Genomic DNA, 16043 nt, shown 5'->3' on the forward strand with positions numbered 1-16043 from the left:
GCTGCGAGCAGCCGGGAAAGAGTGTCACCGCAGGCACGGGGTGATGAGTGGTCAGCGGCGTTTTGGAGCCCTACCCTTGCGTCAGGGTTTTACCTGTTTGCGACGCGCCAAAAGGTGGCGTGATTTGTTACGGGTGTTCACTTTACGCGCAGTTTTGATTGGTCCGACGCTATCGCGAGCAAGCTTTGCTCCCACAGATACCACCAATCTGTGGGAGCAAGGCTTGCCCGCGATGCAGACGACGCGGTCTCAGCACTCGACGGCGCTGACCGCCAACCCACCCCGCGATGTCTCCTTATATTTGTCATGCATATCGGCACCGGTATCGCGCATGGTACGAATCACCCGATCCAGCGAGATAAAGTGCTGGCCATCGCCGCGCAACGCCATCTGCGCCGCGTTGATCGCCTTTACCGCCGCAATCGCGTTGCGCTCGATGCAGGGCACCTGCACCAGACCACCCACCGGGTCGCACGTCAGACCCAGGTTATGTTCCAGACCGATTTCCGCCGCGTTGCACAATTGCTCCGGCGTGGCGCCGAGGATTTCCGCCAACCCTGCCGCCGCCATGGCGCAGGCCGAGCCGACTTCACCCTGGCAACCGACTTCGGCACCGGAGATCGAAGCGTTCTTCTTGCACAAAATCCCGACAGCCGCCGCGCTGAGGAAGTAGTCGACGACATTCGCGTCAGTCACGTCCTCGCTGAACTTCATGAAGTAGTGCAGCACCGCGGGAATGATCCCCGCCGCGCCATTGGTCGGTGCCGTGACCATGCGCCCGCCGGCGGCGTTTTCTTCATTGACCGCCAGGGCGAACAGGTTGACCCACTCCATGGCACTGAGGGTCGAGCCGATCACGTTGGGCTTGTTCAACTCCTGCAAGCTGCGATGCAGCTTGGCCGCACGCCGGCGCACATTCAAGCCACCAGGCAGGATGCCTTCGTGCTTGAGGCCTTGCTCCACGCAATCCTGCATGGCCCGCCAGAGCGTCATCAGGCCGCTGCGGATTTCCTCTTCACTGCGCCAGACCTTCTCGTTGGCCATCATCAATTCAGCCACGCGCAGGTTGTGCTTTTTGCACAGCTCCAACAGCTCGGCGGCACTGGAAAAATCGTAGGGCAACACGGTGCGATCGAGATCGACGACACCGCTGGAGGCCTGCGCCTCGTCGACGACAAAACCACCACCGACCGAATAGTAGGTATCGCGATGCAACTCGCCGTCATCGCCTTCGACAATCAGGGTCATGGCATTGGGGTGGAACGGCAGGTTTTCGTCGATCAGGCGCATGTCCCGGGCCCAGATGAACGGCACTGACAAGCGACCGTCCAGCAACAGCGTGTGGGTTTCACGCAGGGTGGCGATGCGGATGCCGATTTGCGACGGATCGATCGCATCCGGCCACTCGCCCATCAGGCCCATGATCACCGCGTTGTCGCTGCCGTGGCCGATGCCTGTGGCCGACAATGAACCAAAGAGCTGAACTTCGACGCGCCGCACGTGTTCCAGCAACCCCCGCTCGCGCAAATCCTGCACGAACAACGCCGCGGCCCGCATAGGCCCCACGGTGTGCGAACTGGAAGGGCCAATGCCGATTTTGAACAGGTCGAAAACACTGATAGCCATTACTGCCGAACTCCTGGATGAGCCAACTCCAGGCGCGAAAGCGCCCGGTGGCGGAGCTGCTACGCTCAAGCTGCAATCCGCCGAGATGACCGCATCATCAGGCTTTTGTCATGTCGTTCGACGTCTCTAACCGACGCACTCATGTCCACAAACGCCGCGTGCGTTTTGCGCCATGTTTTCGGCATTTTTTTGCGATGCAGAGGGGAAAAAGGGGCTGAAAAAATCTGTAAGCGACGTCACTGACACTGGAAGCGACCATCCCTGTACTGGTTACGACGCACCCTGTAGGCGTCAGATTTTCACTGGTACATGATCGTATCGACTCGATTGCAAGGCGCTGCGGTAGAGCTGTCTCCAGAACGCCATCCAACCGCAACCTATAAGTGCGGTGGTCCAGTCGGAACACTGCCAAAAAAAACACCAAGGAGTCCATCCATGAAAGGTTCCCCGTCGTTGTTGTTGGCCGCCATGCTTAGTCTGCCGCTTCTGGCGCAAGCCGCCGAACCGGCGCAATGCAAAACCGTAAACTTCTCCGATGTCGGCTGGACCGACATCACTGCGACAACCGCCACCACCAGCGTCGTGCTCGATGCCCTGGGCTACAAGACCAAGACCACCATGATTTCCGTGCCAGTGACCTACAAGTCCCTGGCCGACGGCAAGAACATGGACGTGTTCCTCGGCAACTGGATGCCGACCATGGAGAACGACATCAAGGCCTACCGCGACGCCGGCACCGTGGATATCGTGCGCACCAACCTCAAGGGCGCCAAGTACACCCTCGCCGTTCCTCAAGCCCTGTACGACAAGGGTTTGCATGACTTCGCCGACATCGCCAAGTTCAAGAAAGAGCTCGACGGCAAGATCTACGGGATCGAGCCCGGCAACGACGGCAACCGTCTGATCCAGACCATGATCGACAAGAACGCTTTCGGCCTGAAAGACGCCGGTTTCAAGGTTGTCGAATCCAGCGAAGCGGGCATGCTGTCCCAGGTCGACCGTGCACAGAAACGCGACACCGCCGTGGTCTTCCTCGGTTGGGCGCCGCACCCGATGAACAAGCGCTTCAAGATTCAATACCTGACCGGCGGCGACGATTTCTTTGGCCCGGATTTCGGTGCCGCCACCGTGGCGACCAACACCCGCAAGGGTTACACCGAGGAATGCAACAACGTGGGCCAACTGCTGAAAAACCTGGAGTTCACCGTCGACATGGAAAGCGAACTCATGGGCAACATCCTGGACGACAAGATGAAGCCTGACGCGGCCGCCAAGGCCTGGCTGAAAAAGAATCCACAGGTGCTCGATACCTGGCTCGCTGGCGTGACCACCACTGACGGTAAACCTGGCCTGGAAGCCGTGAAAGCCAAGCTTAACCAGTAATCGCTTATGCCGGACGGCTCCGGCCGTCCGGGCTGTTTATTTCCTTGCATGCGGACGTTCACTACCATGCTGATTGATCAGAAAATCCCTTTAGGCCAGCACATCGCGAGCTTTGTCGAGTGGTTGACGCAACACGGCGCCAGCACCTTCGACGCCATTGCCGTGACGCTGGAAACGATGATCCACGGCGTGACTTTCGCGCTGACCTGGTTCAACCCGCTGGCACTGATCGGCCTAATCGCCCTCCTGGCCCACTTCATCCAGCGCAAATGGGGGCTGACCGTTTTTGTCATCGCCTCCTTCCTGCTGATCCTCAACCTGGGGTACTGGCAGGAAACCATGGAGACCCTCGCCCAAGTGTTATTCGCGACCCTGGTCTGCGTGGTCATCGGCGTGCCGTTGGGCATCGTCGCGGCGCACAAGCCAATGTTCTACACTTTAATGCGTCCGGTACTCGATCTGATGCAGACCGTACCGACCTTCGTTTACCTCATTCCTACCCTGACCCTCTTCGGGCTGGGTGTGGTGCCAGGCCTGATCTCCACGGTCGTGTTCGCCATTGCCGCGCCAATCCGCCTGACCTACCTGGGCATCCGCGATGTGCCCGCAGAATTGATGGACGCCGGCAAAGCCTTCGGCTGTTCGCGTCGCCAACTGCTTACAAGGATCGAACTGCCCCACGCCATGCCGAGCATCGCAGCCGGCATCACCCAGTGCATCATGCTGTCGCTGTCGATGGTGGTGATCGCGGCACTGGTGGGCGCCGACGGACTGGGTAAACCGGTGGTCAACGCACTGAACACTGCTGATATCGCCCTGGGCTTCGAAGCGGGCCTGGCGATCGTACTGCTGGCGATCATGCTCGACCGTATCTGCAAACAACCCGAAGCCAAAGTAGGGGGTGACGCATGAGCATAATTCGCTTCGAAGACGTCGACGTGATCTTCACCAAAGATCCACGCGAGGCACTGAAACTTCTCGATCAAGGCTTGACCCGCAGCGAGATCCTGAAAAAGACCGGGCAGATCGTTGGCGTCGAAAAGGCCAGCCTGGACATCGAAAAGGGTGAAATCTGCGTGCTGATGGGCCTGTCCGGTTCCGGCAAGTCCAGCCTGCTGCGTTGCATCAACGGGCTCAACACCGTCAGCCGCGGCAAGCTGTTCGTCGAGCACGAAGGCAAGCAGATCAACATTGCCTCCTGCACGGCCGCCGAACTGAAAATGATGCGCACCAAGCGCATCGCGATGGTGTTCCAGAAGTTCGCCCTGATGCCTTGGCTGACGGTGCGCGAGAACATCAGCTTCGGCCTCGAAATGCAGGGCCGCCCAGAGAAGGAACGCCGCAAACTGGTCGATGAAAAACTCGAACTGGTGGGCCTCACCCAATGGCGCAACAAGAAACCCGATGAGCTGTCCGGCGGCATGCAACAGCGTGTGGGCCTGGCCCGTGCGCTGGCGATGGACGCCGACATTCTGCTGATGGACGAACCGTTCTCGGCCCTCGACCCGCTGATCCGCCAGGGCCTGCAGGACGAACTGCTGGAACTGCAACGCAAGTTGAGCAAAACCATCGTGTTCGTGAGCCACGACCTCGATGAAGCCCTGAAGCTCGGCAGCCGTATCGCAATCATGAAAGACGGCCGGATCATCCAATACAGCAAGCCTGAAGAAATTGTCCTCAACCCGGCGGACGACTATGTGCGGACCTTCGTCGCCCACACCAATCCGCTGAACGTACTGTGCGGTCGCAGCCTGATGCGCACCCTGGACAACTGCAAACGCATCAACGGTTCGGTGTGCCTGGATCCGGGCGGCGATTCATGGCTCGACCTGGCGGAAGGCAACACGATCAAGGGTGCACGCCAGAACGGTTCAGTACTGGACCTGCAGAACTGGGTTCCAGGGCAATCGGTAGAAGGCCTGGGACGCAGGCCGACACTGGTGGACTCGAACATCGGCATGCGCGACGCGCTGCAGATTCGCTACCAGACCGGCAACAAGCTTGTGCTGCACGACAACAACCATGTGGTCGGGATCCTCGGCGACAGCGAGCTGTACCACGCACTGCTCGGCAAGAACCTGGGGTAGGCAACAGAAACAAAAACGCCGCGAGAGATCGCGGCGTTTTTGTTTATACGGATATCGGGTAATACAGCTTTGCGGCTGATGGCCTCATCGCGGGCAAGCCCGCTCCCACAAGGATCTATGTCGAACACAAATAATGTGAACACCACTGGACCTGTGGGAGCGGGCTTGCCCGCGATGAAGGCGCCGCGGTGCTTCAGACAGAAACACCGCATCACTTCAAACCTTAGCTATACACCCGGCCAAGGAGCTGCCGATGGCTTTCAAACTGATCGAGCACGTCACGGGTGATCTGATCCTGGGTGAAGCCTTATCAGCTCGTAATCCGGTCTGCCATTGGGCTGGCACGCTCTTGCAACTGGCTCGGTTGCAGGTCCAGCTCAGTCAGCAGCTCAGTGAAACCACGACGACTACGCGCCGCCAGCTCCGCCTGTTCCTGCTCGATCTGCACGTCCTGGCGCATGGCCTTGTGCAAGCCGAACATGAAGAACACCAGCACCACCGAGAACGGCAGGCCGGCCAGCACCACCATGGTTTGCATGGCTTCGAAGTTACCGGCGAACAGCAGGCCGATGGTCACCAGCGTGATCACCGCCGACCAGAAAATCCGCAGCCAGTGCGGGGCGTCTTCGTCGACGTTACCGCCCTTGCAAGACAGGTTGGCCATCATCACCGCGCCGGAGTCCGCCGGCGTCAGGAACAGCACGAAGCCCACGAAAATCGATACACCGATCACAACCTTGGACGCCGGGTAATGCTCAAGCAACTGGTAGATCGCCATGGACGGCTGTTCCAGCGCCGTCTTGCCGAGCTCCACTGCCCCGTGGTTCATCACCAGGTCCAGGGCCGAGTTACCGAAGATCGACAGCCACGCCAGGGTGAAACCCAGCGGAATCAGCAGCACGCCGGCGACCATTTCACGCACCGTGCGACCACGGGAAATACGCGCGACGAACATGCCCACGAATGGCGCCCAGGAAATCCACCAGGCCCAGTAGAACAGAGTCCACAGGCCCAGCCAGCGGTCGGACTTCTCAGTGTCGCCTTCGTACACATAGAGGTCGAAGGTCTTCAGCACCACGCCGTTGAGGTAGTCACCGATGTTCTGCACAAAGCCGTTGAGCAAGTGCAGGGTCGGACCGAACAGCAGCACGAAAATCAGCAGGCCGCTGAACAGCACGATGTTCAGGTTGGACAGACGACGAATGCCGTTTTCCACACCCGACACCGCAGCGATGGTCGCCACGGTACTCATCACGATGATCACGATCAGCAGGTTGGTGTTGCTGTGTTCCATGCCGAACAGGTTTTCCAGGCCCGACGACACTTGCAGCGAGCCGATTCCCAGGTTGGTCACCAGGCCCAGCAGGGTCACGAACATGCCGAAGCCGTCCACCGCATGACCGGCCGCCCCTTTGACCCAACGCTCGCCCACCAGCGGATACAACGCCGAACGCAACGCCAGCGGCTGGTTGTGACGGTAGGCAAAGTACGCCACGGCCAGGCCGACCAGCGCGTAGATTGCCCAGCCGTGCAGGCCCCAGTGCAGGAATGTCAGCTGCACCGCCTGACGGGCCGCCAGATTGCTGGCGGATACGCCTTCAGGCGGATTGAAATAGTGATCCAGCGGCTCGGACGCACCGAAGTACAGCAACGAGATGCCGATACCCGACGAGAACAGCATCCCCGCCCAGGCGCCATAGCTGAAATCCGGGGTGTCGTCCTTGCTGCCCAGTTTCAGTTTGCCGTAGGACGAAAACGCCAGGCCGACGACGAAGATCAGGTAGGCGGCGATCACCACCATGTAGTACCAGCCGAAGCTGCGGGACAACCAGGCTTGCGCCGTACCCAGCATTCTGCCGGCCTCTTGCGGGGCGATGATCAGAATGGCGGTCAACAACAAAATCAACGCGGTAGAGGTGTAGAACACCCAACCGTTGACCGTCACCTTCTCGGGTGGGGTCTTTATAAGCGAGGCAGAACTCATGGCACAGATGCTCCGGGCAGTGCGAGAGAAGAACGCAAGGCAATGGGTTACCCGACTAATCGGTTAGTGGGCAGCCGACCAGTGGGTGATATAAAGACAGCCCGAAAAAAGCCCGAAGCCCTTGAGACGCCGTGGCGTATAGGCTTCGAGCTGTTTCGGATGTCGGTTTGTCGCCATTTACAAGTAGGAAAAATCTGTAAGCAGCGACGATTTGTCGCAGATCTTATTCTTTGTTGATTGAACGTTCAATCAAAACAAAATAGACTGGCCCACAAGCCGGTAGCCGTTTGACGTCTGCCGGAAGGCCTAAGGAGATGTGCAAGATGCCCAAGGTCGGTATGCAACCCATTCGCCGCCAGCAATTGATCGAAGCCACTTTGCTGGCCGTCGATCAGGTCGGAATGGGGGACGCCAGCATTGCGCTGATCGCCCGTTTGGCCGGTGTCTCGAATGGCATCATCAGCCACTACTTTCAGGACAAGAACGGCCTGATTGCTGCCACGGCGCAGTATCTGATGAGCGTCCTCAGCGAGAACGTCACCGCGCGCCGTCAGGCGCTGAAGGACAACAGCCCGCGGGCCCACCTTCAGGTGATCATCGAAGGCAACTTCGACGCCAGCCAGGTCAATGGCCCGGCAATGAAAACCTGGCTGGCCTTCTGGGCCACCAGCATGCATCACCCGTCTTTGCACAGGTTGCAGCGGATCAACGATCACCGCCTGTATTCCAACCTGTGCTGCCAGTTCCGCCGCGTACTGTCGCTCGAAGATGCGCGCAGTGCGGCCCGTGGCCTGGCAGCCCTCATTGACGGTTTGTGGTTGCGCGGCGCGCTGTCGGGAGACGCTTTCGACACCGGACAGGCGCACCGGATCGCTTACGAATACATGGATTTCCAACTGGCCAAGCAGGTGAGTTAGAGCACATAGAACGCTCAACCCCTGATTCGAGCCAATCAACTGATGCACTTGCGAGGACTTTATGGCCCGTTTCGAACTGCAAAAACTCTACATCGATGGCGCTTACTCCGACGCTGGCAGCGACGCCACGTTCGAAGCCATCAACCCGGCTAACGGTGAAGTCCTCGCAAAAGTACAACGTGCCACCTTCGATGACGTCGAGCGCGCTGTTGTCAGCGCCGAAAAGGGCCAGAAAATCTGGGCTGCCATGACCGCCATGGAGCGTTCGCGCATCCTGCGTCGCGCCGTGGACATCCTGCGTGAGCGCAACGACGAACTGGCTGCCCTGGAAACCCTGGACACCGGCAAGGCCTACTCCGAAACCCGCTATGTCGACATCGTCACCGGTGCTGACGTGCTGGAGTACTACGCTGGCCTGGTTCCGGCCATCGAAGGCGAGCAGATTCCGCTGCGCACCACCTCGTTCGTCTACACCCGTCGCGAGCCGCTGGGCGTCGTGGCCGGCATCGGCGCGTGGAACTACCCAATCCAGATCGCCCTGTGGAAATCCGCACCGGCCCTGGCCGCCGGTAACGCAATGATCTTCAAGCCAAGTGAAGTCACCTCGCTGACCACCCTGAAACTGGCTGAAATCTACACCGAAGCCGGCCTGCCAAATGGCGTGTTCAACGTCCTGACCGGCAGCGGCCGCGAAGTCGGCACCTGGCTGACCGAGCACCCGCGCATCGAGAAAGTCTCCTTCACCGGCGGTACTGACACCGGCAAGAAAGTCATGGCCAGCGCTTCGGCTTCCTCGCTGAAAGACGTGACCATGGAACTGGGTGGCAAGTCCCCGCTGATCATCTGCGACGACGCCGACCTCGATCGCGCCGCCGATACCGCGATGATGGCCAACTTCTACAGCTCCGGCCAGGTCTGCACCAACGGCACCCGCGTGTTCGTACCGGCACACCTGAAAGCGGCGTTCGAAGCCAAGATCGTCGAGCGTGTTGCGCGCATCCGCATCGGCAACCCGGAAGACGAAAACACCAACTTCGGTCCGCTGGTCAGCTTCGCCCACATGGAAAACGTGCTGGGGTACATCGCCAAGGGCAAGGAAGAAGGCGCCCGCGTACTGTGCGGCGGTGAGCGTCTGACCGACGGCGAATTCGCCAAAGGTGCTTTCGTGGCCCCGACCGTGTTCACCGACTGCACCGACGACATGACCATCGTCCGTGAGGAAATCTTTGGCCCGGTGATGGCGATCCTCACCTACGAAACCGAAGAAGAAGTGATCCGTCGCGCCAACGACACCGACTTCGGCCTGGCCGCCGGTATCGTTACCAAGGACCTGAACCGCGCCCACCGTGTGATTCATCAACTGGAAGCCGGTATCTGCTGGATCAACGCCTGGGGCGAGTCCGACGCCAAGATGCCGGTCGGTGGCTACAAGCAGTCGGGTGTTGGTCGTGAAAACGGGATCAGCTCGCTGAACAACTTCACCCGCATCAAATCGGTACAGGTCGAGCTGGGCGATTACGCCTCGGTGTTCTAAGGCGATATCCGCTTCGCCTGCGAGGCCGTCTTCGCGAGCAGGCTCGCTCCCACAGGAGTACGCGTTCCACTGTGGGAGCGAGCCTGCTCGCGAATCGAGTGCGCAGCACTCGCCATGGCCTGACCTGGATCAACTTCAAAGAGGGTGCATTCAATGTCCCAAGAATTCGATTACATCATCATCGGTGCCGGCTCGGCCGGTAACACCCTGGCGACCCGTCTGACCGAAGACGCTGGCGTCACCGTCCTGCTGCTCGAAGCGGGCGGCCCGGACTACCGCATGGATTTCCGCACGCAGATGCCGGCCGCTTTGGCGTTTCCGCTGCAAGGCCGTCGCTACAACTGGGCGTATGAAACCGATCCGGAGCCACACATGGACGGTCGCCGGATGGAATGCGGTCGCGGCAAGGGCCTGGGCGGCTCCTCGCTGATCAACGGCATGTGCTACATCCGCGGCAACGCCATGGACTACGACGGCTGGGCGAAACTGCCGGGCCTGGAAGACTGGACCTACCTCGATTGCCTGCCGTATTTCCGCAAGGCGGAAACCCGCGACATCGGCCCGAACGACTACCACGGTGGCGAAGGTCCGGTCAGCGTGACCACGCCCAAAGCCGGCAACAACCCGCTGTTCCACGCCATGGTTGAAGCGGGCGTGCAGGCCGGTTACCCGCGCACCGAAGACCTCAACGGTTACCAGCAGGAAGGTTTCGGCCCGATGGACCGCACCGTGACGCCCAAAGGCCGTCGTGCTTCCACCGCTCGCGGTTACCTGGACGTGGCCAAGAAGCGTTCGACCCTGACCATCGTCACCCACGCCCTGACGGACAAGATCCTGTTCGAAGGCAAGCGTGCGGTCGGCGTGCGTTACCTCGTGGGCGCTGCCGAAGAGCGCGTCGAAGTCAAGGCACGCAAGGAAGTGCTGGTGTGCTCCGGCGCCATCGCTTCGCCGCAGATCCTGCAACGCTCCGGCGTGGGCCCGGCGAAACTGCTGCAAAGCCTCGACATTCCAGTGGTTCACGACCTGCCGGGCGTCGGCGAAAACCTGCAGGACCACCTTGAGTTGTACCTGCAATACGCTTGCACCCAACCGGTGTCGCTGTACCCGTCGCTGCTGTTGCACAACCAGCCGGCCATCGGTGCCGAGTGGCTGTTCAACGGCACCGGCATCGGCGCCAGCAACCAGTTCGAAGCCGGCGGTTTCATTCGTACCCGTCCGGAATTCGAATGGCCGAACATCCAGTACCACTTCCTGCCGGTGGCGATTAACTACAACGGCAGCAACGGTGTGAAAGAGCACGGTTTCCAGGCGCACATGGGTTCCATGCGCTCTCCGAGCCGCGGCCGCATCCAGGTCAAGTCCAAAGACCCGCGCCAGCACCCGAGCATTCTGTTCAACTACATGGCCACCGAGCAGGATTGGCAGGAATTCCGCGACGGCATCCGCCTGACCCGTGAAATCATGCAACAACCCGCGCTGGACGCTTTCCGTGGCCGCGAAATCAGCCCGGGCATTGAAGTGCAAACCGACGAAGAGCTGGACAAGTTCATCCGCGAGCACGCCGAAACCGCGTTCCACCCGTCCTGCTCGTGCAAGATGGGCACCGACGAGATGGCCGTGGTCGATGGCGAAGGTCGTGTGCATGGCATGCAAGGCCTGCGCGTGGTCGATGCCTCGATCATGCCGATCATCACCACCGGCAACCTGAACGCGCCGACGATCATGATGGCCGAGAAAATCGCCGACAAGATCCGTGGCCGCCAGCCACTGCCGCGCAGCAAGGCCAGCTACTACGTGGCCGGTGGTGCGCCAGTGAAGGGCAAGCCGGTGCGGGAAGTGCCTCAGACCGCGTAAGGCATAACACCGCGTCACGGCTATTCGCGAGCAGGCTCGCTCCCACAGTGGATCTTCAGTGAACACAAATTTTGTGAACACCGAAAATCAAATGTGGGAGCGAGCCTGCTCGCGAAGAGGCCCCATCAAACGACACATCACTCCCTCCCTTGATCCACTCCCCCTCGCAGGCCTACTCTAGCGCCACGCAAACGTTTCACCCTCCCCTCGCAACATCGATGCTCCACACCAAGGAGGTCCCCCGAATGTTCGATTTCCACCCCCAGCTCAAGCTGCGCTTCGCTGCCTTGCGCACGGGCGCTGAATTCTTTTCCCTGCGTTATGTGCGCGAGTCCGGCCAATACCTGTCGGTGCGCAAGAACGTGGCGGAACCGCCAAGCCTGCGCCGTGACGAAGGCGCGATGCTGACCGTGCGGGTCAATGGCGTCGAGGCCTATGCCGCCACCAATGACCTGTCGCAGCAAGGCCTGCAAGCGGCCCTCGAGCGGGCCGAACAGCAGGCCCGCCGACTCAAGCCCCATGCCCTGCTGGACCTGCGCGAACAAGCCGTGTCCAGTGATCGCGCCGATTACTTCTCGCCGAACCTGGACCAGCCGTTCCCGTCCCTGAGCGATTGCTACCAACTGCTCGGCGCCGAATCCGCCGCCGTGCCCAAGGACGAGCGCCTGGTGAACTGGCAGGTGAGCATTGGCATCACCCACGTCGAACAGATCTACCTCAACAGCGCGGGCGCCGAACTGCGCCAGGCACAGCGCTTCGTCTACCCCGGCCTGGACGTCACCGCCTACGACGGCAATGACAGCCAGACCCGTACCCTGGGCCGCGAGAACTTCGGCCAACAGGGCGGCTTCGATGTGATCAGCCGCTGCGGCCTGATCGGTGCCGGCCCGAAAATCGCCGATCAGGCGCTGCAACTGCTGCTGGCGCCGAACACCCCGCAAGGTGCCCGCGACCTGCTGCTGATGCCTGACCAGATGATGCTGCAGATCCACGAATCCATCGGCCACCCGCTGGAACTGGACCGCATCCTCGGTGACGAGCGCAATTACGCCGGCACCAGTTTCGTCAAAGCCGAAGATTTCGGCCGCCTGCAATACGGCTCGAAACTGCTTAACGTGACCTTCGATCCGGACATTCCCGAGCAACTCGCCAGCTACGGTCATGACGACGATGGCACCGCCGCCAGCAAACAATTCCTGATCCGCGAAGGCCTGTTGCTGCGTCCGTTGGGCGGTGCGCTGTCGCAATTTCGCGCCGGCCTGGACGGTGTCGCCAACAGCCGCGCCTGCGGCTGGAACCGGCCGCCGATCGATCGCATGGCCAACCTGAACATCGAGCCGGGCGATCAGCCGCTGGAACAACTGATCGGCAACATCGAGCATGGCATCCTGATGAGCACCAATCGCTCCTGGTCCATCGATGACGCGCGCAACAAGTTCCAGTTCGGTTGCGAATGGGGCCAGTTGATCGAGAACGGCGAACTCAAGGGCGTGGTGAAGAACCCGAATTACCGGGCGATTTCCGCGCAGTTCTGGAAGAGCCTCAGCGCGGTCGGCGATGCCGGTACCTTCAAGGTCCTGGGCACGCCGAACTGTGGCAAGGGCGAACCGAATCAGGTGATCCGCGTCGGCCATGCGTCGCCGGCCTGTGTGTTCAGCAATGTAGATGTATTTGGGGGAGACGCCTGATGAGTACGTCGAAAACTCAGGCCGAGTCATTCAAGGCATTGGTCAGCGGCTTGCGTGACTCGCTGCGCGAACCGGAACAATTCACCCTCAGCTATGCCGCCGAGTCGTCGGCCTTCGTGCGGTTCAACCACGCCAAGGTACGTCAGGCCGGGCAGGTGCAGCAGGCAAGCATCGGCCTGAAACTGATCAACGATGGCCGTCATGCCGACCTCGACATCACCCTTTCCGGCGATCCGCAGGTGGATCAGCAGCGGTTGGCCGAAGGCCTGCAACAACTGCGCGAAACCCTGCCGCTGCTGCCACAGGATCCGTACCTGCTGCTCAACTACAACGGCTGGCAAAGCAAGAATGTGCAGGAGCATCCGCTACCGGATACCGAGCAAGTGGTCGCCGAAATCACCCGTGCCGCCGAAGGCCTGGACCTGGTCGGTTTCTACGCGGCCGGTCCCATCAGCCGGGGCTTCGCCAGTTCCGCCGGGGCGTTCGGTTGGCACCAGGCCAACAGCTTCAACTTCGACTTCAGCCTGTTCCACGAAAACGGCCAGGCCGTGAAGGCCAGCTATGCGGGGCACGACTGGAACAGCGAAGGTTTTGCCAGGCGCTTCCAGCAGGCCCGTGAGCAACTTGAGTATCTGGGGCGGCCGCTGCGCACCCTGGCGCCGGGTCAATACCGCGCTTACCTGGCACCGGCCGCACTGGAAGAAATCATGGGCATGCTGTGCTGGGGCGGCTTTTCGGCGCAGTCGATTGCCAGCAAAAGCAGTCCGTTGCAGAAGCTTTATGGGGGCGATCAATCCTTTAGCCCGTTGGTGTCGCTGGATGAAAAGGTCAGTGGTTCATTGAGCCCGGCGTTCTCCGACGAAGGCTATCCGCGCAGCGACCTGGGGTTGATTGTCGGGGGCAAGGCCGGTGCGCAACTGGTTGGCTCACGCAGTGCCGCCGAATACGGCCTGACCGCCAACGGCGCCAGCGGAGGGGAATCGCCAAGCGCCTTGAACATGCAGGCCGGCGCGCTACCGGAGGCGGACATCCTCAAGCAACTGGGCACGGGTTTGTACATCAGCAACCTGTGGTACCTGAACTTCTCGGATCAACCGGCGGCACGCCTGACCGGCATGACCCGGTTTGCGACATTCTGGGTCGAGAACGGCGAGATTCAGGCGCCGGTCAGCACCATGCGGTTCGATGACAGCGCCTTCAGCCTGCTGGGTTCGCAGCTGGAAGCGTTGACCCGGGAACGGGAATTGCTGTTGTCGGCCAGTACCTACAGCCAGCGCGCGACGGCTTCGGCGTTGTTGCCGGGGGCGCTGGTCAGCCGACTCACATTGACGCTGTAAACACAAATCCCCTGTGGGAGCTGGCTTGCCAGCGAAGGCGGACTGCCAGACGACAATTTCGTTGAACCTGACGGCCCCTTCGCTGGCAAGCCAGCTCCCACAGGGGTTGTGGAAACACCAAGATTTCCTCTGACTCAAAACCTGAGGTCCCATGCCCAACCGCCCACCTCTCGACCCTGTCACCGCCCGCTGGGTGCCGTGGGTCGTCGCCATTGCCTTTTTCATGCAATCCCTCGACGGGACCATCCTCAATACAGCCCTGCCGGCCATGGCCGCGGACCTGGCGGAAGATCCATTGCGCATGCAGGGTGTGATCATCGCCTACATGCTCACGGTCGCGTTGCTGATCCCCGCCTCAGGCTGGATCGCCGATCGTTTCGGCACCCGGAAAATCTTCTTCGGCGCCATTTTGCTGTTCAGCCTCGGCTCACTGCTCTGCGCGATGTCTAACAGCCTGACCCTGCTGATTGGTGCCCGGGTGATCCAGGGCCTCGGCGGCGCGTTGATGCTGCCGGTCGGGCGACTGGTGGTGCTGCGCGCTTACCCGCGCTCGGAGTTGGTGCGGATCATGGGTTTCATTACCATCCCCGGCCTGCTCGGCCCGCTGATCGGGCCGACCATGGGCGGCTGGATGGTGCAATACCTGACCTGGCACTGGATCTTCCTGATCAATCTGCCGGTAGGCGTGGTCGGTTGCTACGCCGTGTGGAAATTCATTCCCGACCTTCGCGGTTCGGAACGCACGAAATTCGATAGCCTCGGCTTTGTACTGTTCGGCGCAGCGATGATTCTGATCACCATCGCCATGGAAGGCCTGGGCGAATTGCACCTGCCGCACCTGCGGGTGATGTTGCTGCTGTTCGGCGGCATGGCTTGCCTGGCGGCTTACTGGTTGCGCGCAGGCCATATCGACAACCCATTGTTCGCGCCGTCGCTGTTCAAGACCCGGACCTTTGCCGTCGGTATTCTCGGCAACCTGTTCGCCCGCCTCGGCAGCGGCGCCCTGCCCTTTCTGGTGCCGTTGCTGCTGCAAGTGGCGCTGGGCTATTCGCCGTCACAGGCCGGGATGAGCATGCTGCCGCTGGCGGCGGCGGCGATGATTGCCAAGTGGGTGGCACGCCCGTTAATCGAGCGCCTGGGCTACCGCATCGTGCTGACCGGCAACACCCTGGCGCTGGGGATCATGTTGGCGGCCATGGGCCTGGTCAGCGAGCAGACGCCGTACTGGCTCTTGTTGTGTCTGCTGGCGATCCTCGGGGCAATCAACTCCCTGCAGTTCACCGCGATGAACACCGTGACCCTGATCGATCTCGACGATGCCAGCGCCAGCAGCGGCAACAGTTTGCTGTCGGTGGTGGCGCAATTGTCGTTGAGCCTTGGCGTGGCCTGCGCCGGCGCGCTGCTGGGCGGGTTCACGGCGGAGATCGGAAACGATGGCGTCGAGACCGTATTGGGTGCGTTTCAACTCACCTTCGTGACCGTTGGCATCATGGCGATGCTGGCCGCGACCATCTTCTCGCAACTGTCAAAGAATGACGGACGGCGAGTCAAACGTCCGGAAGAACACATAGAGCCTTAGGGCGAATGGCCATCGGACTGGTACACTGCGCGACATTTTGTTTTGCAGGCCAGT

The 16043-nt window shown here is 60.8% G+C and carries 10 protein-coding genes and 1 pseudogene; 9 read left to right on the forward strand and 2 right to left on the reverse strand.

Annotation, left to right across the window (positions count from 1 at the left end):
• Positions 1-249: 249 nt before the first annotated feature.
• Positions 250-1626 carry an L-serine ammonia-lyase gene (locus BJ917_RS19080; protein WP_096514526.1) on the reverse strand — a complete coding sequence of 459 codons (1377 nt, stop codon included), beginning with the start codon at positions 1624-1626 and terminating at the stop codon, positions 250-252.
• A gap of 435 nt (positions 1627-2061) precedes the next feature.
• Here BJ917_RS19080 and BJ917_RS19085 point away from each other — a divergent pair, with 435 nt between their 5' ends.
• From BJ917_RS19085 to choV, 3 genes are all read left to right on the forward strand, one after another.
• Positions 2062-3009, forward strand: coding sequence for a choline ABC transporter substrate-binding protein (locus BJ917_RS19085; RefSeq protein WP_096514524.1), 948 nt, complete (start codon positions 2062-2064; stop codon positions 3007-3009).
• A 66-nt stretch (positions 3010-3075) separates the two neighbouring features.
• Positions 3076-3921 (forward strand): choline ABC transporter permease subunit, encoded by an 846-nt coding sequence (choW, locus tag BJ917_RS19090; protein WP_096514522.1) that lies wholly within the window; start codon positions 3076-3078, stop codon positions 3919-3921.
• Positions 3918-5096, forward strand: a complete 1179-nt coding sequence (gene choV, locus BJ917_RS19095; RefSeq protein WP_096514520.1) for a choline ABC transporter ATP-binding protein — start codon at positions 3918-3920, stop codon at positions 5094-5096. The genes choW and choV overlap by 4 nt, the downstream gene beginning before the upstream one ends.
• Before the next feature lie 223 nt (positions 5097-5319).
• Here the strand turns inward: choV and BJ917_RS19100 are convergent.
• Positions 5320-7023, reverse strand: a pseudogene (locus BJ917_RS19100) (BCCT family transporter).
• A 380-nt stretch (positions 7024-7403) separates the two neighbouring features.
• Between BJ917_RS19100 and betI the strand changes: the two are divergent.
• The 6 genes from betI to mdtD all read left to right on the forward strand — a co-directional run bounded on the left by betI (position 7404) and on the right by mdtD (position 15989).
• Positions 7404-7997, forward strand: a complete 594-nt coding sequence (gene betI / locus BJ917_RS19105; RefSeq protein ID WP_096514518.1) for a transcriptional regulator BetI — start codon at positions 7404-7406, stop codon at positions 7995-7997.
• 61 nt (positions 7998-8058) lie between these two features.
• Entirely contained in the window at positions 8059-9531 is a 1473-nt protein-coding gene (betB, locus tag BJ917_RS19110) for a betaine-aldehyde dehydrogenase (protein ID WP_096514516.1), read from the forward strand.
• A 153-nt stretch (positions 9532-9684) separates the two neighbouring features.
• Positions 9685-11385 (forward strand): choline dehydrogenase, encoded by a 1701-nt coding sequence (gene betA, locus BJ917_RS19115; protein ID WP_121104094.1) that lies wholly within the window; start codon positions 9685-9687, stop codon positions 11383-11385.
• A 245-nt stretch (positions 11386-11630) separates the two neighbouring features.
• Positions 11631-13073 carry a TldD/PmbA family protein gene (locus tag BJ917_RS19120; protein ID WP_096514512.1) on the forward strand — a complete coding sequence of 481 codons (1443 nt, stop codon included), beginning with the start codon at positions 11631-11633 and terminating at the stop codon, positions 13071-13073.
• A complete protein-coding gene (locus BJ917_RS19125; RefSeq protein ID WP_121104097.1) occupies positions 13073-14410 on the forward strand; it encodes a TldD/PmbA family protein in 1338 nt (445 codons plus the stop codon). The genes BJ917_RS19120 and BJ917_RS19125 overlap by 1 nt, the downstream gene beginning before the upstream one ends.
• Positions 14411-14561: 151 nt before the next feature.
• Positions 14562-15989 carry a multidrug transporter subunit MdtD gene (gene mdtD, locus BJ917_RS19130; RefSeq protein WP_096514508.1) on the forward strand — a complete coding sequence of 476 codons (1428 nt, stop codon included), beginning with the start codon at positions 14562-14564 and terminating at the stop codon, positions 15987-15989.
• Positions 15990-16043 lie beyond the last annotated feature (54 nt).

Source organism: Pseudomonas sp. WPR_5_2 (genome assembly GCF_003634475.1).
Classification (GTDB): domain Bacteria; phylum Pseudomonadota; class Gammaproteobacteria; order Pseudomonadales; family Pseudomonadaceae; genus Aquipseudomonas; species Aquipseudomonas izuensis.

Excerpts from the sequence above, each read along its gene's own strand:
- betB (WP_096514516.1), top strand. The coding sequence starts at position 8,059 with ATGGCCCGTTTCGAACTGCAAAAACTCTACATCGATGGCGCTTACTCC.
- BJ917_RS19125 (WP_121104097.1), top strand. The coding sequence starts at position 13,073 with ATGAGTACGTCGAAAACTCAGGCCGAGTCATTCAAGGCATTGGTCAGC.
- BJ917_RS19085 (WP_096514524.1), top strand. The coding sequence starts at position 2,062 with ATGAAAGGTTCCCCGTCGTTGTTGTTGGCCGCCATGCTTAGTCTGCCG.
- choW (WP_096514522.1), top strand. The coding sequence starts at position 3,076 with ATGCTGATTGATCAGAAAATCCCTTTAGGCCAGCACATCGCGAGCTTT.
- BJ917_RS19080 (WP_096514526.1), bottom strand. The coding sequence starts at position 1,626 with ATGGCTATCAGTGTTTTCGACCTGTTCAAAATCGGCATTGGCCCTTCC.
- choV (WP_096514520.1), top strand. The coding sequence starts at position 3,918 with ATGAGCATAATTCGCTTCGAAGACGTCGACGTGATCTTCACCAAAGAT.
- betA (WP_121104094.1), top strand. The coding sequence starts at position 9,685 with ATGTCCCAAGAATTCGATTACATCATCATCGGTGCCGGCTCGGCCGGT.
- mdtD (WP_096514508.1), top strand. The coding sequence starts at position 14,562 with ATGCCCAACCGCCCACCTCTCGACCCTGTCACCGCCCGCTGGGTGCCG.
- betI (WP_096514518.1), top strand. The coding sequence starts at position 7,404 with ATGCCCAAGGTCGGTATGCAACCCATTCGCCGCCAGCAATTGATCGAA.
- BJ917_RS19120 (WP_096514512.1), top strand. The coding sequence starts at position 11,631 with ATGTTCGATTTCCACCCCCAGCTCAAGCTGCGCTTCGCTGCCTTGCGC.